Genomic DNA, 23170 nt, shown 5'->3' with positions numbered 1-23170 from the left:
CTCCTTTTTTGAATACACTGGCGATAGCTCATGGACTAAACCACCGGCTGCTCTTGCTCCAAAGCATATCCTTGCGCAAAGCCTAATTTGTAGCCCTTATTGTAGGCTTTATCGAAGGCCTTATTGTATGCACGGACCTCATGCGATTTCCTTCGTTTCTTGATCAATTGACGTCTTCGTTTAAGTCTGGCCGATTTCGCTAGACGACTGGGGCGAGGCTTTTTTTTGACAATCAGCTTCTTCTTTAAGCGAGATTTGGTCTGCGTAGCGGGTTTCTTTTTTCGAATATTTATCTTAGACCTAAGCTTTCGAACTTTTATCTTTTTGATCAATGCCATACACCTCAGCTTCCTTCACCGTAGGACTAGCGTTCTCATCCTTATGTCCAAAAATAATCGCGAGCATGCTAGATAGCCTATTCGCATAGGTGTGATCTCGCATCGTACGATATAATCCTCGCATAGCTATTTGTTTACGTTCCTCTTCATGCGTCAAGTAATAGTTCATTTTCTCCATCAGTTCTTCTGGCGAAGCATAGGTCACAATATCGTAATCCGGTGTATAGAAGTTAACCAGGTCATCGCGTATATCTGTTATTTGAAGCGTGCCGCAGCCAGAAATCTCAAAGGTTCGCGGATTGGGTGAAGCCCCTATTATGCCTCGGCTATTATTGTTATAAGCCTGATCATCGTAGGCTCTATGCATATTAATGACCAGTTTGGCTCTGTTATAGGCATTCGCTGTATGCTCCGGATGCATCCAAGTATTAAGTTGAATTTGTGACGCCAGCAGCTTAAATTGCTTCAGACGCTCCCACCAATTGCCAGAGATGAAGATCCGTTTGGTTGCTAAATAGGGAGCAAGCTTATCGAACATCGCCACCCTGTTCCAATAGGCTGATCCAATAAAACAAATATCTTGCTGTTTTCTTATAGGAGCAGGCTTTGGCCGAAACATTTCCGGATTAAATCCGAGGGGTAAGTAGTGAACCTGAGCACAACCCATTTCCTGATATAAAGAAACGCAATTCACTTCCAACGTGAACATGAAATCGTAGTGGGGCGCATAAGAGGCAGTATAGTCCGTGTAATAGGGGTCATCAGTAAGCCATACGGCTGTGCGGATACCCATACTACGAATGCGATCTACCACATCTAGAGATAAATTCATTCCATCTAGAATGATCATTAGATTAGGTTGATAGACAGCAGCAAGCGTTTCAAGGTTTGCCTCTGGGCTCCCGATGCGGAACTGATCATCATCGCAGTTTCCTATAATCAATTCGCGAACCAAAGGACGCAAGCTGCCAATTATCGCATGATCCAAGGGCACATAAGGATAGCCTTTTCCCGACGTAACGTACAACACGCGCACATCCCATACGGGATTTGGTGCCCGATCCCGAATCGCTTTTTGAATAACTGCTTCACATTGACCCAACCGGACTCCGTTGTTATAGCCAGCTTCATAACCCTTCTTACATCCCCGTTTCCTGGCACGGCGCTTATCGACTGAGGCCATCTATTCGACTCCTTTCTAGGCAAATACAATTTCCATCAGCTTCACTAACCGATCTGCAAACGTATGTTCGTTTATCGTTCTTCGCAAGCCTCTTATCGCAATTCGCAGCCTATCCTCTTCATGACTCAAGTAATGCTTCATCTTCTGGATAAGCTCAGCCGAATTAAGAAAGGTCTCGATATCTTGACCTGGTGTGTAATAAAGATCCAAATCGTGACGGTAGTCCGTTATTTGCAGCGTGCCGCATGCAGCAATCTCATACGTTCTAGGATTAATCGAATGACCAGGAATGTTTCTACTATTTTTGCTGTACGTTTCGTGATAGGTTAGGCGATGTACGTTAATGACAATTTTAGCGCCGCTATAATATTTCACAGACTCCTCGATAGGAATCCAATGCAGCTTAATCCCTTGCTTTAAGAGCTCATACTGACTTAACTGGTCCCATAAAACACCGGCCAGCAGCACCTTTTTATTTACTAAGAAGGGCGTTAACTGGTTGAATAGGTCGATCCGGTTGGGAAAGCCGTTTCCAATGAAGCAAATATCACTGTGATACGCAGGATCAACCTGTAAGGGTTTAAATACCGTTGTATTGACCGCCAAGGGTAAGTAATGGACCTGCCTACAACCAACTTCCCGATAAAACGCTACACAGCTCATTTCATGGGTAAACACGTAATCATAGTGAGGAGCAAGTGAGGCCGTAAGATCGGTAAAATAGGGATCATCAGCAAACCAAATCGCTGTGCGTATGCCCATCTGTCTCACTTGATCGACATGGTCCGTATGATCAGCCGGAAAGACATGGAGACCATTCATGACTAGAACGAGGTTCGGTTGAAGCTCCCCCGCCAAACGAAGCATATCCGCAGCAGATCCGACAAACACTTCTCGAACCGTCTCATTTAGCCCTTGAATAATCCCTTGATCTATTGCATCGAATCCTTGAACAATAAATAACACTCTTGCTTCTCTGAGCGGTATAAGGGCAGGTATTACCCTATCAAGAACAGACTGGCACCTCCCCATCCGGAGTCCATGCTCATGACCTGCTCGGAATCCTCGTTCTCTCCCCATTGCCGAACTGTCAGCGTTCCTCCTACTCATATCACACCTACTTATCTATTGCGGCTGGATAATAATGGTCAACTTGCAGAAAAAAGTTCAACGCCGATTTCCAATCTCTCATGGGGGTAAACCCATTGTTTGAAATCGCTTTATGATGAAAGGCCGAATACATCGGTCTTACAGCGGGCATCGGAAATAGATCCGAATGAATAGGAATTAATGGAACATGCGCCATTTGCGCTACTTTCAAAATGTGTATGGCGAATTCATATCTAGAACAAACCCCTTGATTCGAAGCGTGATAGATCCCGTACCTGTCCGTTTCAACGAGTTCTCGAAGAAAGATCGCCAGATCCAAGCAATAAGTAGGCGAACCGAATTGATCATCCACGATAGAAAGCGGCCCTCCTGATCTTGCCTTTTCTAATACCTTGGTAACAAAGTTAGCTCCCTTGGTTCCGTATAACCAGGAAGTTCGCACGACAAAATGCTTCGAGCAGGTCATTCTGACGAATTTCTCTCCAAGAAGCTTGGAATGGCCATACACATTGTTTGGATTGGTGATATCCTTTTCATCGTAAGGTGTTCCCTTCGTTCCATCGAACACATAGTCGGTGCTGACATATATAAGCTTGGCACCGATTTGTTCGCAAGCCTTTGCTATATGCAGGGCTCCCATCGCATTCACTTCATAGGCTAGCTCCGTCTCCATTTCCGCCTTATCTACGTTCGTGTAAGCAGCCGCATGAATCACAACGTCAGGGTGTTCCTGAAGAAGAATATCCATGACTCTCTTCTCATCACTGACGTCTAATTGGTCTCTTCGCCAAGCTGTTACATCATGAACAGGTCGGAAAACGCGGATGAGATCATACCCTAGCTGTCCTCCGGCACCGGTAATTAATATTTTCATGTGAGATCAGCTTCTTTGACTTGACGATAAGATCTGTCTGCAATACGTGAGAACCACTCGTGTTCCTGCACGTACCAATCAATCGTTTTTTTGAGTCCCGTTTCAAATGAATAGGACGGTTCCCAACCTAGCTGACAACGAATTTTAGTACTATCAATCGCATATCGCCGATCATGTCCAAGTCGATCCGCTACGAATTGGATCAAATCCTCTGATTTGTTTAGCTCTTTCAAAATGCTCTTTACGACATTCACATTGGAGCGTTCGTTTTGTCCGCCGATATTGTAAACCTCCCCAGGAACACCATTCATGATCACCCGCTCAATCGCGGAGCAATGATCATCCACATACAACCAGTCTCGTATATTCATGCCATCACCGTAGATCGGAATAGACTCATTGCGAAGGGCACGGGTAATAATCATCGGAATGAGCTTTTCAGGAAACTGCCTTGGACCATAGTTATTAGAACAGCGAGTAATCACAGCCGGAAAACCATAGGTTTCATAATAGGCTCTAACTAGCAGATCCGAACCAGCCTTACTTGCGGAATAAGGAGAATTAGGGGCTAGCGGTGTCGTTTCAGTGAAAGCACCTTCCTCACCTAGTGATCCGTAAACTTCATCCGTCGAAATATGAATGAACTTCTTGACCTGATGCTGTCTAGCTGCCTCCAATAAGCATTGTGTCCCTGCTACATTCGTAAGCACAAAGCTGCGCGGGTTATGAATGCTTCGATCCACATGGGATTCGGCGGCAAAATGTACAACCACATCGACCCCTTGCTTCATTAGCTCGTTCATGAAGGCTTCATTTCCAATATCGCCGTATACAAACTGATAACCTGCTTGCCCATCTAAAGAAGCAACGTTGTCCTTATTTCCCGCATAAGTAAGCAAATCTACATTTATCAAATGATCTTGCGGATGCTGCCTTTTCCAGTAATGAATAAAATTACTTCCAATAAACCCCATACCACCCGTAATAAGAATCACCGACATTATCTGTCCTCCTTCCTCACAAAAAGAGTGGCCTGAAAGAGAGATTCATGTGTCCCGGCATCAATCCACCATCCTGTAAAGTACCCATGAGTAAGCGTGCCAGCAGCTGCGTACACATTGTTCACATCGGTGATTTCCAGCTCGCCTCGTTTGGAAGGTCTTTGGTTTTTAATAATGTCAAACACCGTAGAATCAAATAAATAAATACCCGTAACCGCATAAGATGAGCTCGGATGCTCCGGCTTTTCTTCAATCCGTTCAATGATGTCACCCTTCATTTTTGCAACACCATATCTTCTAGGATCAGCCACTTTCTTTAGAATGACCATCGCTCCCTCTTCCTGCTTCTCGAAGGTGTCAATCATCGGAATTAATGAATCTTCAAACAAGTTATCACCAAGAAGAACGACGAATTTCTCACCAGTCAGCACGAATTCCTTCGCAAGCGCCAGTGCCTGAGCGATCCCTCCTGCTTTCTCTTGGAGCTTATAGGTAAGACGGACACCAAACGTTTCTCCACTGCCCAAGTACTCCAAATACAACCCTGCAGACTGTTTCCCCGTGATTAATAAAATATCTTGAACGCCAGCTTTTCTTAATTTCTCAATGGCATATTGAATCATGGGCAAATCACCGACTGGAAGCAAATGTTTATTGATGATGTTCGTCAGAGGACGCAAGCGGCTTCCCGTTCCTCCCGCCAGTACAACACCCTTCACAAGACATCCCCCTCTCCAAGCATTATAATGGTGCGTAGCCACATCCACTTCTTTAATCATATGCTTTCGTGATATATGGAAATTGGACGAATACCCCTGATTCAAAAATTGGTCATTCAACCACACGAAAACAACGCCGCTAAACAACAAAAAACGGCTAGCTCGCAGTATCTGCGACACAAGCCGTTTTATTAATCAACTGAACCCTCTTCATTTACAACTTCTTGCCGATCGCAATCCAATTCACGATACCTTGTTGATCCGGTGAAAACTTGGCACGTATAACCGATATTACCGCGTTTTCCATCGATTTTTGTTTCACAGATACATAACAAGCCTGGTGATTGGTCATCGCCGTCAACACATAATTTTCATCCGCAAACTTCTCATCGAAGTATACTTCCACGTCGATCATTTCATCCTGAATTTTCATTTCGAAAGGAACGAGTCCAAACTGCTGCGTAATATTTTTTTGTGTACTTGGCGTTTGCACAACATTTTCCTTTAACTTCGTTACGGAAAGCGTTCCATCTGCAATGTGCTCACTGCTTACAGCACTTGGTTTCAGCTTTGATCCGTCAATGCTGCCACTCGCAATATGAAAGTTGCTAATAGCCGCATAGGCCAGTTTGCTGCCATCAATACTGCCAACCGTCAGCTTCGATCCTTCCAACGCACCGTCTGCCAGATGGCTGCTATTCACTGCGCCGGCAACCAACTTGCTGCCATCTATGCTGCCTGCAGCCAGCTTCGATCCGTCTACGGAACCGGGTGCCAAATGACTGCTGTCCACTGCTCCAAACGCCAACTTACTGCTATCTACACTTCCTACTGCAAGCTTCGCTGCATCCACAGCGCCGTCCATCAGGTGCTCATTCCTTACCGCGCTCTCTACCAATTTACTGCTATCCACACTGCCTGCCGTCAGCTTGTTACCATCTACCGCGGCTTCAGCCAGATGCTCCTTAGTTACTGCGCCAACTGTAATCTTACTGCCATCTACACTGCCTGGGGCCAACTTCGAACCTGAAACAGCATGATCGACAAGATGTTCACCACTCACCGAGCCATTGGCCAATTTACTACCATTCACACTGCCAGCAGCCAGTTTCGCCTCATCCACTGCACCGTCCGCCAGATGTCCATTCGTAACCGAACCCGCGATGAGCTTACTTCCATCCACGCTGCCAATGCTCAAATGATAGTTGCTGATAATGCCAGAGGCCAACTTGCTGCCATCAATACTTCCTGCTGCTAGCTTCGCGCCATACAATGCGCCATCAGCAAGATGATCGCCGCTTACAGCACCTGCCGTTAACTTACTGCCATCTACACTGCCTGCGGCCAGCTTAGCCCCATCTACAGCTCCGTCGATAAGGTGAGCATTGTTGACGGATGCAGCTGTCAACTTGCTGCCATCTACACTGCCTGCGGCTAGCTTCGTATTATCCACAGCACCTTCTGAGAGATGAAAACCACTAACTGCGCCAGACACCAGCTTGCTGCCATCCACACTGAATGGCGCCAGCTTGCTGCTTGTGATGATTCCGTCTCCCAAATGCTCATTCGTAACCGCACCTGCCATTAACTTGCTGCTGTCCACACTGTTTGCGGCTAGCTTCGTAGCATTGATGGATCCAATAGCGATGTGATCACTGTTCACGGCACCAGTGACTAACTTACTGCTGTCAACAGTACCTGCAGCCAGCTTCGCACTCGTAACAGAGCCATCAATGAGGTGACCGCTGCCAACTGTTCCTTGAGCTAATTTACTACTTCCTACACTGCTGTCTGCGAGCTTAGACCCATCCACTATGCCATTCGCTAAGTGCTCATTATTTACAGCGCCTGCCGCCAGCTTCGATCCATCTACAACGCTATCAATGAGATGTTCCCGATGAACCGAACCAACCATTAACTTAGTCCCATCCACACTGCCTGCTGCCAACTTCACACCATCTACAACACCGTCTGACAGATGCTCATTCCTTATCAGGCCCGTTGTCAACTTACTGCCGTCTACGCTGCCTGTCGCCAGCTTCGCTCCATATACCGCATTATCCGCTAGGTGATAATTACTAACAGCGCCAAGTATCAATTTGCTCCCATCTACCGAATTCGCAGCAAGCTTATCATTATCAACCGCACCGTTAGCCAGGTGTTCCGTATCAACAACCCCAAGACCTAGCTTTGCACCATCCACAGCGCCATCAGACAGATGTTTGCTCGCAACTGATCCTAGAGACAGCTTCGTACTGTCTACGCTGCCCAATGCCAACTTCGAACTACTTACAGCACCATCCACTAAGTGCTCACTATTTACAGCAAGCGTTGAAATTTTGGAACTCGTGACAGCACCGTCTGCCAAATGTCTTCCACTTAGCGCGCCGCTCACTAGCTTGCTGCCATGAATACTTTCATTAGCCAGCTTAGCCGCTGTAATCGCCCCGTCAGCGATATGCTCACTATTGATAGCTTTCACTGTAATTTTGCGACTAGTCACACTCGCATCTGCTAGATTGGCTTCCATCACCGCTTGGTCTTCCAGTTTCCTCGTTGTAACTGCTCGATCCTGGAGTACACGGGACGATACGGATTCAGCTTGCAGATGCTGGGTTCCAACCGCTCCCTTTGCTAGCTTCTCTTCTGTAACGGCTCCTTGAGCAAGTGTTTCAGAAGTAATCGATTGTTCGACAAGTTTGCTTCCTTCCAGACTTCGGTCAGCGAAGATTCCAATATTGATTGAGCCTTGGGCTAAATGTTCGGACGTTATTGCACCTGGTTTAATGTGCAGTCCATTAATAGTTTTTTCTTGTAAATGGCGAGTTTCTACAGACATTGAGGCCATTTTGCTGCTTGTTACAGCCTCTTCCGCGATTTTACTCGTTGTAATTGTTTCATCTTGCATATGAAGGGTTGTAATGGCTTCCTCAGCTATGTGTTCGCGCCGAACCGCTAACCAAGCAATTTGTTTCTCACCAATTGCTTGATCTACGACGTGCTCCGAACGAATCACATTTAGCCCTAACTTATCCCCGGTAACAATCCCATTCTGAAGATGCTCTTTACCAATTGCCTGATGGGTAATGTGCTGACCTAGTACGGCTACATCCTTCAAATGGATACTGCTAATAATGCCTTCTTGCAAATGTCCTGTTTTGATCGAACTCGGAGAGATTTTATCTGAAGTAACACTGTCTTCCTTCAACTTCGAAGTATCTACGCTGCCCTCCGCTAATTTCTCACTCGTCACAGAACCCGCTTCGAGCTTAGCCGTAGAAATGATATGATCTGCCAAATGTGCATTCTGTATGGATTGTGCGTTAATATGTCTTCCCTCAACCGAGCCTTCGGCTAATTTAGAAGATGTGATGGTTCCATCTTGAAGCTTTGAAGGTGTTATTTCACCATCAATCAAATGCCTATTACCAATCGTTTGACTGCGAATATGCTTTCCTTCAACAAGATCCTCTACCAATTTAGCTGATGTAATAGACCCATCTTGCAGTTTCGAGTTCGCAATGATAGCGTCCGCAAGATGCTGGCTTTGAATAGCGTTAGGATGAATATGTTTATCCGTAATGAGCTTTTCTGCCAACTTATCCGATGTTATGCTTCCATCCGAAAGCAAACTTGCATATATAGCGCCATTCGCAATATGCTCCGCATGAATCGAGCTTGCAGCGATATGACGACTGGTAATTGCTTCATCGGTAATATGTTCACCATAAATAGAGGATTCCTGCAAATGTTTCGTCTCAATCGCTAGTGGAGCAATCTTCCCGCTCGATACAGCCATATCCGCAAGCTGATCCTGATTGACGGATTCCCACGCCAGCTTCTCTGTTGTGATCGACTCATTTTGCAAATGAAAGCTCTCAATAGCAAAATCAGCAATATGCGTTGCTTCAATTTGACGCGGAGCAATGTTCTGGCTCTGAACACTGCCATTAGCCAAGTGTTCTCCATAAATACTTTGTGGTTGAAAATGAACAGAGGTAATGCTCGCATTGGCGATTTTCTCTTCGGTCACAGCCTGATCTCTTAACTTATCCGTTGTGACGGAAGCATCCGTCAGCTTGGCGGTATCAATAATATAATTGGACAAGTGCTTTGCTTGCACGGCGCCACTATGAATTTTCTCACCAGTGATAGCTTGATTATCAATGAGTTCGCTCGTAATGATCAACTCAGACAAATGTTGTGGAAGAATGGAACCGTGAGCAATTTTTAAAGAATCAATGGTTTGATCGGCCAGTTTATCGGCTGTGATACTATTGTCCAGCAGTTTACTGCCCGGAATGGATTCATCCTGAATTTTATCACCCAAGATACTATGCGGAGCAATATGTTCATCGTTGATCGCTTGATTAGCGATCTTATCTCTTGTTACACTTCCCGGAGCAAGCTTCGAATTCTCGATCGCAAAATCCTTCAGCGCCTTAGTGCCGATACTGAGTGGTTTGATCTTACTCTCATCGACAGAACGATTAGCAATTTTCTCCCATGTTATCGCTTCTTCGACAATATCATCTGTATAAACGACAGGGTTTACAAATTTCCCCGTTTTCCTTTCAGAGAGCATTAACAGCGGCGGTGGGGGAGCGGTGGAAGTAGTGGAAACCTTCATTTGATTGGATTGCTTGCTAATTTTGCTCGTTTCTACTGGGGATTTTACATTCCCTTTGACAGGCGGATGTGGATCACTCGTTACCGTTTTATGAACGGGTTCCACTTTCTCGACTTTCTCGACTTTCTCGGCTTTCTCTTGCTTGACTGGAGCTGATGCTGGTTCAATTTCATCTATCCAATCAAGTTCGTTCACCCTGCTGGAGTTCACTTTTTGCACATAAGGTCTTACTCTGCTGCTCTTACGCTTACTCATAGACTCCTCTCCATTCTCCAAGAATTAGTCACTTGTAACATATTCAGTCTCCGCCCGATAGGTACGCTAGCCCGAGAAAATGTGCGCTAACCTAGATAAATGGTCGAATCCACCAACTACTCTCTATACATATGCGGATTAAAAGGCAAAGCGTGGGCATTTGCTCCATTACTGCTTGGAAGGTATCAGCATCCGTACAAACAAGCAACCCTGCTTTTCCATAAACTGAGGAGGAGTCACAAATTCAGCAAACCCAAGCCCTCTGAAGGAGAAGGAGTGAAGGAGATGGCGAATCCCTATGTGGGTATTTTAGTCAACGATTCCTTATACGCAGGCATTCCCCTAGGGAATACAAAGTATGAAGCTATTCAATATTACGAGGAAGCTGGCAAACAATACGGTGTAACTCCTTGTTATTTCCGCCTTCAGGATGTCCAAATCAATAAGATGAAGGTACACGCCTATATACAAGAAGGTCTCTGCTATGAGCTAAAATGGTTGGATCTCCCCAAGGTTATCCATAATCGAGCGATTTATTTGGACCATACTTCTTATCAGAAACTGGAAGAATGGACAAAACGAGGCGTAATCTTGTTTAATAGATGGAACCGCTACAGCAAGCTGCGCATTCACGATCTTTTGCTGAAAAATGATAGCATTCGCCCCCATCTGCCAGGGACTTATCCAGCTACCATGAAAAATATGAAAATCATGATGTCAGCCTACGATTCTCTCATTATTAAACCAACCAATTCTAGCATTGGGCGTGGTGTGATGAAGATGGATCGCCATGTCAGAAGATGGAAGCTCATTTACCCGGCAAGCATGAAGATCAGTAACCGAATCTGGCGGACAGTAAGCTTCCGTCATTACCTTCCTTTGACCTTACGACGCAAAATCCAAAGCCATACCTACATGATTCAGCAGCGCCTGCCTCTGGCTACTTTTGATGGCCGACCATTCGACCTTCGCATATCTGCTCAACGCGGGGCATCTGGCGAATGGGGGATAACAGGTATAGTTGCGAAAGTCGCATCACGTAAGCTCTTTCTCACCAATGTAGCGCAGGGTGGAGAAGTGCGAACTTTACCCGATATTCTTTCCACCGAATACCCTCACCTTAATCAAGAGGAAGTCTTACACCAAATTGCCGACTTCTCTCTGCGTGTCGCCCGGCATCTTAGTACAGAACTGCCCTACTTAGCTGATATCGGGCTCGATGTAGGGATCACAAGCGATGGATTTCCATTATTTATTGAATGCAACGGGAAAGATCAACGCTACAGCTTCCTTGAAGCCAACATGCAGGAGATATGGAAAGCTACTTTTTTTAATCCTATCGCCTATGCAAAATTCTTGTTAGATGGCGGCATCCCCCCACTTTAATCGCGCAAAAAAAAACACCGTGCTGCGAATGTACCCGCAGAAACGGTGTTATTTGTTTGCTTTTGTCCCTAGTACACTTTGCACCTCAGCGTTCAGTTTCTTCGTATCAGGAACTTTAATCGGACGATCATGTAGTTGGTATTTCTGTTTCACCTTCGTGACTTGACGAACACTTTGGTTGATTGTTTCCATCGGTATTCGCCCCGATTGAACGGCTTTTCGCAGTGCGTCTATGACCGTGACGACCTTCTCATACTCATGACCGACCATAACGATATTTGCCCCCGCAAGAACAGATTTTACGGCGGCCTCACCCAGATCATAGTTTTTGATGATGGCCCCCATTGTCATATCATCTGTCATGATGAGTCCCTCAAACCCCATTTCCTTACGCAAAAGATCTGTCATAATCTTTTTCGACATCGAAGCAGGATTCTGAGCATCCACTTTAGGCAGCAGAATATGAGCGACCATGACCGCATCAGCCTGATGCTTGAAAGCTTCTGCGAACGGAACCAGCTCAAGCTTACGCAAGCGTGCGAGGTCATTTTGGACGATCGGCAGTCCCACATGCGAATCTACCGAAGTATCACCATGCCCTGGAAAATGCTTTACAACAGGGACAACCTGTTGTTTCTGCAGTCCATTCATCATTTGAACACCAAAGCTGCTCACGATAGAAGCGTTAGATCCGAATGAACGATCACCAATGACCGGATTATTAGGGTTACTATTGATATCCAGATCGGGTGCGAAATCCATATTTAAGCCATAGGCATTTAGTTCTTTCCCAAGTAGTTGGCCGATATTATATGCGAGCACAGGACGACCCGTTTTACCGATGTCTTTGCTGGACGGTGTTTTCGTAATCTCATCCGGTAACCGTGTCACTCTGCCGCCTTCTTCATCTACACCCAGCCAAAGCGGAAGCTTATTCACAGCATTCGTCTGTTTCAATTCATTAACTAGACCTACCAGCTGAGTCGTATTTTTGACATTAGGCTTGTATAATATAATGCCGCCAACATGATAAGTTTCAATCAGTTCGCGTGCATGTTCATTCATACCGTACTCATCGATTCCCGCTATAATCATCTGTCCTAGCTTTTCTTCTAGCGTCATCGTCACAACACCGCTTGTTGCGACTGGTGTTGGTGTCGGCGTAGCTTCCACTCTCGGCGGTGTCGCGGCGGGTGCTGAGGAAGATGGACTGTCTCCAGGGTGAGACGACGAACAGCCAGTTAAGAGCAGTGAAAACGCAGCTGCGAACACAGCGCCCCTGATCAACAAAGGTAAATCTCGTTTCATCTACATCTACCTTTCCTTTTGGATCTTTCCTTCTTAACGTTCTTCTACCTAAAATTGTTGCATGATAGATTATTCGCTTCTAAGCTCCTTCAGCGTCCATCTCAGTAACGTGTAAATCCCATAACATCCCAAGTAAGCTCCGCTTAACAGGAATAGCCCATTTTGAAAAACGCCGTGAATATTTGTCATAAATACCGTCTCATCTCTTAAAATCTCATATATAGCGAGCACGCTAATGATACCAAACACATAGGCACACCCCACTGCCAGCACATGATATACAGTTCGGCACATTGTGAACAGCCAAGCACTTATTAGCATGCTGATCGGAATCAGAATACTAAGTACCACGATTATAATAGACATGTTGTTATTTCACCTCATCAACAGCATTGACGGTTTCCTTTCCTAAAATACCAAAGGCATATTGATCCATTTTATGATATGATTAATATTGAAAGTAAAGCGTTTACATTAAGGCTTCTCCTGCTAAGATCCGGCTCGCATCCATTCAAGGAAAAGAGGTCTTTTCAATGAAGAAGAATATCGTCTTACAGTATTCGCTGCCTTTAGATGCTTCCTTTGAGCTAATCGCAAGCTGCAAGTCCTGTACGAGTATTTCTGATCATTCATCTCGAACCCCTGTCCAATGTATCAAGTTCGCCGGCTCCTCTGTTCCCATCTCCGTTAACCTCGCTACCTGCTATACGTGCGGGGATTATAAGCAAAGCTAGCATATTCCACCTCAAACAGCCATTAGGCTGTTTTTTTCTTGCGCTTACCTTGCATTCCTTCCTCATTCGACAATTGATTCTTTTACCTTTCTGTGGCAAGATTAGCGAAGAACAATTTATAGGAATCTTTGATCTTGATCAAAGTCTCTCCGCATGAAGGGAGCAGTGATCAGTGATCAAAGTCTCTCCTAAACACGAATGAACAGGAGTTTTTTAATCTATGTCTAAACCATTTTTTCGATTGCTAACGGAGCTGTCTTCACGCAAATGGGTGTCCCAAGTGACAGGTGCTTTTGCCAGATCCAAAGCAAGCCGGATCTTCATTCCTCGCTTTGCCCAAACCTACGGAATACGCATCGAAGATGCTGAGAAGCATTTACAGGATTATAAATCTTTGAATGATTTTTTCACACGCAGATTAAAGCCAGGGTTACGCCCTATTCACGAAGACCTATCTCGTGTTGTAAGTCCTGTTGATGCCAGCATTACAGGTATCGGCGACATTAAGGAAGGCTTGATTGTGAATGTCAAAGGTCAAGACTACACCATCGAAGAGCTGCTTAATCGTTCCCCTCGTACGGTCAACTATAAGAATGGCTTTTATTTTGTTTTGTACCTTAGTCCTACAGACTACCACCGCATTCATTCGCCGATTTCAGGTGATGTGCTTGAGAGCGAGCATGTGCTTGGGAAAGTATATCCTGTGAATGAGTTTGGCCTTCGTCATATGAAGAGAGTACTTAGTCGTAACGAACGGTTAATCACCTTTATCCAGCACAATGCCGGTGAAGTTGCAGTGGTGAAGGTTGGAGCACTTAACGTAAGTTCTATTCAATACGTGAAGCCTCTTCCCAAAACGCTCGAGCGAGGTCAAGAATTAGCTTACTTCGAGTTTGGTTCAACAGTTGTTCTCCTTTTTGAAGATGATATGTTTGAGCCTCGCCCGGATCTACAGCTTGGTTCTAAAGTTAAAATGGGAGAAGACCTCGGCCGTTTCCTAGAAAAATAAAAGGGATCTGTCACTGGAGAGGAGAGAACCATGGCGTCCATTACAGCATCATCTCCCGAACAAAGCTCCAAGAGCTTAAATAGTACCGGAGACGTCAAACCTACCGTATATCGTATTTTATTCGCAATTGGTCTTGTCCATCTACTCAACGATTCGATTCAATCTGTCATTCCTGCTATCTTTCCCATACTAAAAAGCGAGATGGGACTAAGCTATGCACAGATTGGTTGGGTGCAGTTCGCCATTAACTTCACGGCTTCCATTATGCAGCCGGTTGTTGGCTTATACACAGATCGCAAGCCTTCACCCTATATGCTGCCGATTGGCATGGCCTCCACCCTTACGGGTATGCTGCTGCTCGCATTCGCACATTCATATTGGGTCGTGTTATTGTCTGTTTGCTTTGTAGGTCTTGGCTCAGCCGCCTTCCACCCGGAGGGATCTCGTGTCTCTCACATGGCCGCGGGAGGTCGCAAAGGTCTTGCTCAATCCATTTTCCAAGTTGGCGGTAACGCCGGCCAATCTTTGGCCCCAATGATGACCAAATGGATTTTCATTCCGCTTGGATTATTCGGTTCCATATGGTTCACAGGCGTAGCAGCTGTAGCTATCGCCGTGCAATTATATATTGCTCGCTGGTATAAATCCGTGCTCCTAGCCACACCGGTTAAAGCTAAGACAATCGTTCAACGCACTGTCAACCCACAGCGTCGCAAACAAGTCATGTTTGCGATTTGCCTACTTATTTTTCTTGTGTTCGTCCGTTCTTGGTATGGAGCAGCAATGAGCGGCTATTTCGCCTTTTTCTTGCAGGATACATACGGCATGTCAATCGACCGCGCACAGGACTTTATCTTCTTGTTCCTAGCGGCAGGAGCGGTTGGAACATTTTTTGGCGGTCCGCTCGCAGACCGCTTCGGTAAGCGTAATCTCATTTTCTTTTCCATGCTTGGTTCAGCACCGTTTGCTTTGCTGTTACCCCATGTGTCGATAACTTGGGCTTACATTTTACTTGTGATTATCGGTATCATACTATTATCCAGCTTTTCTGTTACCGTAGTGTATGCCCAAATGCTGTTTCCTGGGAAGGTCGGGACTGTATCTGGCTTAATTACAGGCTTAGCCTTTGGAATGGGCGGCATCGGGAGTGTCGTCCTTGGCAATCTCTGCGACACCATTGGCACGACGCGTGTTATGGAAATGTGTGCTTTTCTACCACTCCTTGGCATCCTGACTTTCCTTCTCCCTTCGGATCGCAAGCTAAGACAATGGACAGAAGAAACTAACTAGCAAAAAGACCTTGTTAGGCAGCTGAATGCATCAGCTGCTGAAACAAGGTTTTTTCGTATACATATATTTACATGTAGGGTGATTTCGTACATTCCCTTGTTGCTAACCCATTACCTTGCTACCTTATAACCCATTCTTGGGTTGTGGCATACCAACACTTCCTCCAGCCGTAGCCCCCTCCTTCCTCCGCCAGACTTTTAAGGAACTGTTCAAACAACATTTGCTGCAAAACTGGATCTAGTGTGGTTTTGAGCATCACGCAGCTATCTACCATCTACCGACTGTACCCCAAATATCATTTCTTGGAAGAACGAAAAAACAGTTCGGATCACCTCATCGAGGTGTACCGAACTGCTAATTCATAACGACTTATTCGTGGTGTGCATCATGTGTCTCACGCTGGTTGCGGCGGCGGGCCACACCGGATTCATAGGCGGCTTCCATGACCGCTTCTCTTACCTTTTCAACAACAGCCGTGTTGAATACACTTGGAATAATGTAATATTCGTTCAACTCATCTTCATTCACTACCGATGCAATGGCTTTGGCTGCGGCCAGCTTCATTTCTTGCGTGATGCGTGAAGCACGGCAATCCAGCACGCCGCGGAAAATCCCAGGGAAGCAAAGAACATTATTAATTTGATTCGGGTAATCCGACCGGCCGGTTGCCATCACACGAACATAAGGTTCAGCTTCTTCCGGAGTAATTTCCGGAGTTGGGTTTGCCATCGCGAACACGATCGGATCCGTGCCCATTCTCTTCACATCATCAGCCTTAAGTACACCTGGCCCCGATAACCCAATGAAAATATCAGCACCTGATATAACATCAGACAGTAGTCCTCTTTGTAAAAAAGGATTCGTATTGGCTGCATACCATTCCCAAGCCGAATTCGTATAGCTCTCTCCGCGTACGATTGCGCCTTGTCGATCTACACCGATAACATTGGTAACCCCGGCAGCTAACAGCATCTTCGTACAGGCAATCCCTGCAGCTCCAATGCCTGTGATAACTACTTTACAATCTTCCAAATTCTTGCCCACGAGCTTAACAGCATTGAGCAGCCCTGCAAGAATAACTACCGCGGTTCCATGTTGATCGTCGTGGAACACAGGAATATCGAGTTCATTGATTAATCTTTCCTCAATCTCAAAGCAACGAGGCGATGAAATATCTTCTAAATTAATACCTCCGAATGCTGGTGCAATCGCTTTTACCGTACGAATAATTTCTTCGGTATCTTGCGTGTCCAAACAAATCGGGAACGCATCTACCCCCGCCATCTGCTTGAACAGCATGGCCTTCCCTTCCATCACCGGCATCGCCGCTTCCGGACCGATATTTCCTAAACCTAGGACCGCTGTACCATCCGACACAACTGCAACCGTATTCCGTTTTATCGTTAATGAGTGTGCTTTAGCAGGGTCTTCATGAATAGCCATACAAACGCGAGCAACCCCCGGTGTATATACACGGGATAGGTCGTCCCGATTTTTAATGGGCATCTTCGGAGTTACTTCGATTTTGCCGCCCAAATGCATGAGAAACGTTTGATCTGAAACGTTAATTAAGCGGACGCCAGGAATATCCTTCAACACTTTAGTTATGGATTCCGTATGTTCAGGGTCGCTAACTTTTACCGTAATATCGCGCGTTGTTGTTGTTTTACTAGCTCGTGTTACGTCAATCGCGACGATATCGCCGCCTGCTTCACCTATAGCTGTTGCAATTTTCCCGAACGTGACCAATTCTTTATGTATTTCCAAACGCACAATAACGCTTGTGCCTCCACCATTTAACCCCGCCATAATAAGGATCACTCCTAAGAAGATAATTAATTGACCATCATGTTAGATCATAGCATACAATGTCAGCCTTGCCAAAAATCATATTGGTCATTTTGTGACAATTTCATAAACATATCGCAGGAGCGAAAGCGCCGCGGCGAATTTCATCGGTGAAGTGCGAAAAACCCATGCGGCTGCTTAGGGGGTGTAGCTGCGGGGATCCCCCCGCCACCAACCGAACAAATGTAGCCCCGCGTCACTTCCACCCTCTCGAAGAGGGTGGAAAGCTGCTCCGAAGGGCCTGCCTTCATTTTCTGTTCAGCATTGCTTTGGCTTTCTTACGCATACATTCGTGGCACAATCATATGTGTAGCCAAATCAGGGCGTGTGATACACTTGCAGACCAAACGATCTAGATCGTATGTCTTTATTCAGGCGGTATAGACGTTTGCCCAGTCTACCAATGCACCGACTGCATATGTTATGACAAGTGAAGTGCAAGAAGTCATCGATAGCATGACTAAGATGGAACAGGCGATCGTCAAAAACATGGGTTATATGGTTTCATGAACGCCTATGGCGGGTTTATTAAGGCGATTTCCAGGGAAATCGCCGATTCTTGTCGGCTTGTCATTCGTACTGAAAAAGCCCCTTGGTAATCTGGTGAGTTCTAAGAGGCGTCTTTATGGCAGCAAGGATAGAACTTTACCGCACTGAGAAAGTGACCTTAATAAGTGGAACATGAAGCTTCTTATAAAAACTGCAGCGGATCCACTTTCCATTTTTCGAGAAACCTTTTGTGGTTTTTGTGAACCAATTTGGACAGCTTTTCCTTATCCATCTTGTTGAAACTTCTGCTGCCGTGATGGTGAACGATGACATCCCCTGCCAGCATAAGCTCAAATCCAGCTAACCTGGCGCGATAACAATAATCGTCGTCCTCGAAATGGCCGGGTGTAAATTGTTCATCTAATAAGCCAATCTTGTTCATCACTTCCCTTTTAAAAAGGAAGCATAAGCCTACCAATCGGTTGAGCGGCATCCGTAGCTCCGGGTTCTGCATATTGACTGTGGCGGCAATTTCGTGAAACTGGGATAAATCCGTATAGCCGGAATCCTTCAGCTGCCGGCCGCTCACGTAATTTGTATAGGGACCAACAATACCGATGCGTTCGCTGCTGTAAAGGCAGTTTAGCATATTGGATAACCAGTTGTGGGTAACAACAATATCGTTGTTCAGCAAGAGAAGTGCGTCTCCAGTCGCTATCTTAAGACCCAGATTACACGCTGCAGGAAACCCTTTGTTTTTAGGAAGGGAGATCAAGCGGATTTTTTCCTTTAAGCAGTATTGGGGAGTCCCGTCTTCGGAGCCGTTGTCCACTACGATAATTTCATAATCTTCGTGTGTATAGCTACGGATGGCCTCTACACATTCTCTTAACAGCTCCAGTCCGTTATAGCTAGGAATGATGATGCTTGTTTTAATATTGTTCATTTACCTAGCCTCCCGCCAAATGCCTTTTTCGCATGTTATCTTTGAAACTAAGCCTCTTGCCACGGCGCGACATGACTTTATGCAAGGCTTCCAGGTGGTCGCCGATAATCAATTGGGTCAAGGGATTATGCTGCCCGTGGTTGATACTTGATCTTCGATTGATATTTAGAACGTTTATGCTGGCCGGAGCCTTCACTTTTAACTTCTTTTTCATGGCAATCACTTGAGCGAGAGGCGGTACGGACAGATTCTCCAAACCTATGGTCTCCACAGCTGACCTGGAGAGGGCGTGAGGTATAGCTGTCATGGAGTTCGCCATTAAGTCGGCCCTTCCCATTGCCCGATTGACGAATTCTTTAACAACCGATACCGCGTCACGGCGAAGTAATTTATAGATATAAGGGCTTATGTCGTTGAGCGCAACATCCGTTCCCTTATCAACCGACTGTATAAAAGGGATAAGCTTTTTATAGGAAATCCGGATATCCCCATCAAGAAACAAAAGAATGTCCGACTGAGAGACTTTGGCTCCTATCGATCTCCCGACATCATGTCCAAGCGCTTCTTCATAGTGGAGCACGATCGGTGCGGCAGGGTGTTCCTTAATGCGCTCGAAGCTTTTATCATTCGATCCGTTAACCACTACGATTACCTCGTGAAAAGGAAGGTACTCAAGCTCGTCAAGCACCTTGGAAATCGTGTCATCCTCGTTCTTAACGCTTAGAATGGCAGCGACATTCTTATCTGTGGGAAGCGGGACCAATCGTGTGTATTTCTCACCGATTTCCGAATAAAATCCTTTGAAAAACTTACGCGCTGCGGAGTGATAAAGTGTTGTGCTTAATGCCCGGGGAAGACGGGATGCCCATTTGTTCCAATCATGATTCATCGCTGATTTCGCTTGCTCAAAGCCTCCGGTTTCTTTCTCGAAGCGGGAGCCATAATGTGATCCCGCCTCATAGGCCTTTCTTTTCCATCTGTTGATCTCTTTTGTATTCATTTGAGGTCGGGTGGATTGGGAGGTCCGTTTTGATTTTAATTTTGACTTCACAGCCCTTATCATTATTTCACCATCTTTCTATTCCGGTCTAGATCGGTCATTCCTCCACGGCGATCGGTTTTGTCCAATAGATGTTGAATAGCTTCAAGGTGATCCCCAATAATTAAGTTTTTCAACGGATCATTTGGACCTCGGCGTTTTCGTGGATTCGTTTTGCCTACTTCAAAATAGTGGACACCTTTAATCACCAAACCTTTATTAGCTGCGATGGCCTGCGCTTTGGGGGGAACCGTCAAATTCTCCGCTCCGATTTTCTCCAGTGCTTTGCGGCTTAGGGCATGGGGAATAGTCGTTAAAGAAGCACCTTTCAGGTGAGGTAAGGACAACATGTTGTTTAACGCGTACTTGGAAAGAACGACACTGTGGACATTTTTTCTTTCCAACGTGCCGTTATATTTGTTTAAGGCGACATCCACGCCGTTTTTTACCGCATGAACCAGTCGCTTCAATGAATTGGTCGATAAGATGATGTCTCCATCCAGAAACAAAAGAACATTTCCTTTGGCTGCTTTCGCCCCTATGCTTCTTCCTACATCATGGCCCAGAGCCTTCTTATAGGTAATCATTTTGGCCCCCATTTGTTTAGCCAATTGGCCGGAGCCGTCCCGTGATCCGTTCGCCACTACGATAACCTCTGTCTTAGGATGAACCTTTCGAGCATTAGCGATGACCCTGGCGATCGTCCGTCTTTCATTCATAAGCGGTATAATGACAGAAACTTCTGGGTTTTTGGAATTATGGATACGCTGCGGGGTAGAGGTATTCTTCTCTACGACACTGACTCTTTTGGGTAACGTCAAACAATACACCTCCAAGATTAGCATTCTTCTTGTCTTACCCCATTGTATGTCCCTGAATGATATATGTAACGGCATTAGTACAGGTCTAGGTACAGATGCATAAAAACAGGAAAAACGCCAGCTTTATGCGGACGTTTTTCAGTAAATACTTATAATATCTTACGCAAAGTTTTCTTATAACTCGAAAGTCTGCTGGATGATGGAAGCTCAATATGACGATGGTAGTGATTTCCAAATTGTTTCATGGCACGGACAAGGGGATAGGGGAGCAGGAGCAGCATATACAACAAATGCCGATCTCCAGCCGAAAGGGGACGTTTCCGGTCATACTCCTCGATTCCCTTCAGGACGCCTCTGCCGTTCCAAGGATAGTTCCGGTATAAAATATGGGCTAAATCTATCATTCTTACGTTCATAGACGCATTCTCCAGATCAATCAGATGAAGATGATTGGAACGGTCCAATACTAAATTAGGATAATTGTAATCGCCGTGGGAAAAAGCCCCTGCTTTCCGTTCCATCTTTATAGCACTAGCAATAGCCGGCTTTTGGCTGAACGCTTCAGCCTTATGGCAGCAATCGATAAAACGGTCGAGACGACCACCATAACGTCTAATCTCCGAACGGTATTTACCTGGCCGCCGGTACAATTCGTCATAGCGGATTCTGCCTTTTGGTATCCCTTCTGTAGTAACTCCTTCCGCCAGGCGATGAAATTTTGCAAGGGTTCGGAACCCCTTCATGAGCTCCGATTCTCGGGTGAAATTCGGTGACCGCCCCCTCACCCAATTGGTCAGCAGCCAATATTTGCCCCGGTGAAAGGCCCAACGCTTCTGGCCGGGGCCTTCAACAGGTTTAGGGGCATACCGATAACCTTTATTGTCAAGATGTACAAAAAGTTTTCTTATAAAGGCAACCTCGTCTTTCCCGGTTTTATAAGGTTTATAACAAAGAGTACGTCCCGTTGTAGTGAAGACTTGGTAGACGTCTCGAATTTTCTTTTTCCTCTTTACCTGTAAGCCGAAATCCTTATTGAAATCAGTCCATAACGGCATGTTAACCCTCCCTCACTACTGCCTAGACCAGGTGTCAATCCACTTGATGGCTGTTAGCCTATTATTCCAGGTTTTATTTAAAACATTTAAAAGGGTACCATATTTACGTCCGTTCATAGCATATTGGCAGACATACCAGGCCTCTCTGGGGATGCGGTATAGGGCGCTGATCAGCTTTTTCTCTCTACGGCGAAGCGGGCGCACCTCTTCATACCCCTTTAGGAAAGCTGCCATTTTTGAAGGTTCAAATCCCGCCGTATTGGTAAGTGCTACGACCAAATCGTAATAACTAGAGCCGCGTTTCATTAAATCCCAGTCGATCAAATAAATACGGGTTTTCGATTTCAGGGTATTTGCTGCGGTAACATCCCCATGTACGAGGGAGGGATGCCGGCATTCCTCCCTCAACATGGAGCGAATTTTTGATGCTCCAAGCGAATGTATAGCATCTCGGCTTAATTCCATGCAGAGATCCCCATGATGCCTAAACCAAGTTCCCGCTTTGGTAGGCTTTCTCCGAAGCATCTTCACTCGCCTCAGGAATGCGTAATATTTTTTCCTATTGCGCAGCGTAACCGAATCGGGTTGGCGAGGAAGCTTCAAGCTGCGCGAAACGGAATGCAGTCTGGCTAACATTCTCCCCAACTTGACAAGATCTTTCTTGCTTCTGCTCATTTTACTGCCCTCGATCCAATCGGTTAAGTAAAAAAGCTTCCCCCCCTCCTGCACCCAATATTTCCCCGAACGGGTTTTTAGCCATTTGGGCATGCCGTGAAAGCCTCTTTTGTGCAATTTAACCGCATAGGATGATAGCTGGATTAGACGGCTTTTCGATCCTATAAAAGGTTTAATCATATAAGATCCTTTGTTCGTCGTTACCCTGAATGCGGCAGTTTTTTTATACTGTGAGGAGTAGGAGCGGGTCTTTATGATAGAAAATCCATAGGAACGAGCGATGTTTTTGAAAATTAATCGATAGCCATGCGTTCTAGCCATGAAACGTCTCCTTCCTAAAAGCCCTATAAAGCATTGCCTCTTTACAATTTATTAATGTTGATACGGATTGGTGTCCATACCCTTGGTGGAAAATCCAAATATTTGATCAATACCCCAAAGGGATCACCACCTTCGTATC

Annotated in this window: 18 protein-coding genes; 3 read left to right on the top strand and 15 right to left on the bottom strand. The window is 45.6% G+C overall.

Translation table 11 applies throughout. The annotated features are described in order from the left end of the window. Positions 1 to 35 precede the first annotated feature (35 nt). The 7 genes from QFZ81_RS05935 to QFZ81_RS05905 all read right to left on the bottom strand — a co-directional run bounded on the left by QFZ81_RS05935 (position 36) and on the right by QFZ81_RS05905 (position 10110). On the bottom strand, positions 36 to 338 hold the full coding sequence (locus tag QFZ81_RS05935; protein ID WP_307601910.1) for a hypothetical protein: 303 nt from the start codon (positions 336 to 338) through the stop codon (positions 36 to 38). Next, complete coding sequence (locus QFZ81_RS05930) at positions 301 to 1521, bottom strand: CgeB family protein (protein ID WP_307446927.1); 1221 nt, start codon at positions 1519 to 1521, stop codon at positions 301 to 303. Before QFZ81_RS05930 ends, QFZ81_RS05935 begins: the two co-directional genes overlap by 38 nt. Positions 1522 to 1536: 15 nt before the next feature. Continuing rightward, positions 1537 to 2631 carry a CgeB family protein gene (locus tag QFZ81_RS05925; protein WP_307601908.1) on the bottom strand — a complete coding sequence of 365 codons (1095 nt, stop codon included), beginning with the start codon at positions 2629 to 2631 and terminating at the stop codon, positions 1537 to 1539. Between the two features lie 7 nt (positions 2632 to 2638). Then, the gene (rfbD, locus tag QFZ81_RS05920) at positions 2639 to 3505 is read right to left on the bottom strand and encodes a dTDP-4-dehydrorhamnose reductase (protein ID WP_307446932.1); all 867 of its coding nucleotides are present in this window, start codon (positions 3503 to 3505) and stop codon (positions 2639 to 2641) included. Then, entirely contained in the window at positions 3502 to 4506 is a 1005-nt protein-coding gene (gene rfbB, locus QFZ81_RS05915) for a dTDP-glucose 4,6-dehydratase (protein WP_307446935.1), read from the bottom strand. Before rfbB ends, rfbD begins: the two co-directional genes overlap by 4 nt. Further along, the gene (locus tag QFZ81_RS05910) at positions 4506 to 5225 is read right to left on the bottom strand and encodes a sugar phosphate nucleotidyltransferase (RefSeq protein WP_307446939.1); all 720 of its coding nucleotides are present in this window, start codon (positions 5223 to 5225) and stop codon (positions 4506 to 4508) included. Before QFZ81_RS05910 ends, rfbB begins: the two co-directional genes overlap by 1 nt. A gap of 214 nt (positions 5226 to 5439) precedes the next feature. After that, positions 5440 to 10110 (bottom strand): WIAG-tail domain, encoded by a 4671-nt coding sequence (locus QFZ81_RS05905; protein WP_307446943.1) that lies wholly within the window; start codon positions 10108 to 10110, stop codon positions 5440 to 5442. Positions 10111 to 10395: 285 nt separating this feature from the next. Here QFZ81_RS05905 and QFZ81_RS05900 point away from each other — a divergent pair, with 285 nt between their 5' ends. Then, positions 10396 to 11496 carry a YheC/YheD family endospore coat-associated protein gene (locus QFZ81_RS05900; protein ID WP_307446946.1) on the top strand — a complete coding sequence of 367 codons (1101 nt, stop codon included), beginning with the start codon at positions 10396 to 10398 and terminating at the stop codon, positions 11494 to 11496. Between the two features lie 48 nt (positions 11497 to 11544). On the opposite strand, the gene nagZ is transcribed toward QFZ81_RS05900, so the two are convergent. Beyond that, positions 11545 to 12804 carry a beta-N-acetylhexosaminidase gene (gene nagZ / locus QFZ81_RS05895; protein WP_307446948.1) on the bottom strand — a complete coding sequence of 420 codons (1260 nt, stop codon included), beginning with the start codon at positions 12802 to 12804 and terminating at the stop codon, positions 11545 to 11547. A gap of 69 nt (positions 12805 to 12873) precedes the next feature. After that, positions 12874 to 13170, bottom strand: a complete 297-nt coding sequence (locus QFZ81_RS05890) for a transposase (protein WP_307446951.1) — start codon at positions 13168 to 13170, stop codon at positions 12874 to 12876. A gap of 588 nt (positions 13171 to 13758) precedes the next feature. Here QFZ81_RS05890 and asd point away from each other — a divergent pair. Both asd and QFZ81_RS05880 read left to right on the top strand, forming a co-directional pair. Then, on the top strand, positions 13759 to 14547 hold the full coding sequence (gene asd / locus QFZ81_RS05885; protein WP_171647720.1) for an archaetidylserine decarboxylase: 789 nt from the start codon (positions 13759 to 13761) through the stop codon (positions 14545 to 14547). Between the two features lie 30 nt (positions 14548 to 14577). Next, positions 14578 to 15837, top strand: a complete 1260-nt coding sequence (locus QFZ81_RS05880) for an MFS transporter (RefSeq protein WP_307446956.1) — start codon at positions 14578 to 14580, stop codon at positions 15835 to 15837. A gap of 369 nt (positions 15838 to 16206) precedes the next feature. Here the strand turns inward: QFZ81_RS05880 and QFZ81_RS05875 are convergent, their stop codons facing one another. The 6 genes from QFZ81_RS05875 to QFZ81_RS05850 form a co-directional block, all read right to left on the bottom strand. Next, positions 16207 to 17646: an NAD-dependent malic enzyme gene (locus QFZ81_RS05875; RefSeq protein ID WP_307446960.1), complete on the bottom strand. Its 1440-nt coding sequence runs from the start codon at positions 17644 to 17646 to the stop codon at positions 16207 to 16209. Between the two features lie 730 nt (positions 17647 to 18376). Then, entirely contained in the window at positions 18377 to 19120 is a 744-nt protein-coding gene (locus tag QFZ81_RS05870) for a glycosyltransferase family 2 protein (protein ID WP_307601906.1), read from the bottom strand. 4 nt (positions 19121 to 19124) lie between these two features. Continuing rightward, positions 19125 to 20171 carry a glycosyltransferase family 2 protein gene (locus tag QFZ81_RS05865; protein ID WP_307446967.1) on the bottom strand — a complete coding sequence of 349 codons (1047 nt, stop codon included), beginning with the start codon at positions 20169 to 20171 and terminating at the stop codon, positions 19125 to 19127. An 11-nt stretch (positions 20172 to 20182) separates the two neighbouring features. Beyond that, a complete protein-coding gene (locus tag QFZ81_RS05860) occupies positions 20183 to 20980 on the bottom strand; it encodes a glycosyltransferase family 2 protein (protein ID WP_307446970.1) in 798 nt (265 codons plus the stop codon). A 149-nt stretch (positions 20981 to 21129) separates the two neighbouring features. Further along, on the bottom strand, positions 21130 to 22035 hold the full coding sequence (locus QFZ81_RS05855) for an aminoglycoside phosphotransferase family protein (RefSeq protein ID WP_307446973.1): 906 nt from the start codon (positions 22033 to 22035) through the stop codon (positions 21130 to 21132). Positions 22036 to 22050: 15 nt separating this feature from the next. Further along, a complete protein-coding gene (locus tag QFZ81_RS05850; RefSeq protein ID WP_307446975.1) occupies positions 22051 to 23031 on the bottom strand; it encodes a phosphotransferase in 981 nt (326 codons plus the stop codon). Between the last annotated feature and the right edge of the window lie 139 nt (positions 23032 to 23170).

Origin of the sequence: Paenibacillus sp. V4I9 (assembly GCF_030817295.1) — a bacterium.
Lineage (GTDB): Bacteria > Bacillota > Bacilli > Paenibacillales > NBRC-103111 > Paenibacillus_E.
Note: the sequence above shows the minus strand (reverse complement) of the source record. Positions and strands in the feature narration are given on the sequence as shown.

Bases quoted from the DNA above. Each gene is read 5' to 3' on its own strand.
- QFZ81_RS05935 (WP_307601910.1), bottom strand. From the start codon at position 338: ATGGCATTGATCAAAAAGATAAAAGTTCGAAAGCTTAGGTCTAAGATA.
- QFZ81_RS05930 (WP_307446927.1), bottom strand. From the start codon at position 1,521: ATGGCCTCAGTCGATAAGCGCCGTGCCAGGAAACGGGGATGTAAGAAG.
- QFZ81_RS05925 (WP_307601908.1), bottom strand. From the start codon at position 2,631: ATGAGTAGGAGGAACGCTGACAGTTCGGCAATGGGGAGAGAACGAGGA.
- rfbD (WP_307446932.1), bottom strand. From the start codon at position 3,505: ATGAAAATATTAATTACCGGTGCCGGAGGACAGCTAGGGTATGATCTC.
- rfbB (WP_307446935.1), bottom strand. From the start codon at position 4,506: ATGTCGGTGATTCTTATTACGGGTGGTATGGGGTTTATTGGAAGTAAT.
- QFZ81_RS05905 (WP_307446943.1), bottom strand. From the start codon at position 10,110: ATGAGTAAGCGTAAGAGCAGCAGAGTAAGACCTTATGTGCAAAAAGTG.
- QFZ81_RS05900 (WP_307446946.1), top strand. From the start codon at position 10,396: ATGGCGAATCCCTATGTGGGTATTTTAGTCAACGATTCCTTATACGCA.
- nagZ (WP_307446948.1), bottom strand. From the start codon at position 12,804: ATGAAACGAGATTTACCTTTGTTGATCAGGGGCGCTGTGTTCGCAGCT.
- QFZ81_RS05890 (WP_307446951.1), bottom strand. From the start codon at position 13,170: ATGTCTATTATAATCGTGGTACTTAGTATTCTGATTCCGATCAGCATG.
- asd (WP_171647720.1), top strand. From the start codon at position 13,759: ATGTCTAAACCATTTTTTCGATTGCTAACGGAGCTGTCTTCACGCAAA.
- QFZ81_RS05880 (WP_307446956.1), top strand. From the start codon at position 14,578: ATGGCGTCCATTACAGCATCATCTCCCGAACAAAGCTCCAAGAGCTTA.
- QFZ81_RS05875 (WP_307446960.1), bottom strand. From the start codon at position 17,646: ATGGCGGGGTTAAATGGTGGAGGCACAAGCGTTATTGTGCGTTTGGAA.
- QFZ81_RS05870 (WP_307601906.1), bottom strand. From the start codon at position 19,120: ATGAACAATATTAAAACAAGCATCATCATTCCTAGCTATAACGGACTG.
- QFZ81_RS05855 (WP_307446973.1), bottom strand. From the start codon at position 22,035: ATGCCGTTATGGACTGATTTCAATAAGGATTTCGGCTTACAGGTAAAG.
- QFZ81_RS05850 (WP_307446975.1), bottom strand. From the start codon at position 23,031: ATGGCTAGAACGCATGGCTATCGATTAATTTTCAAAAACATCGCTCGT.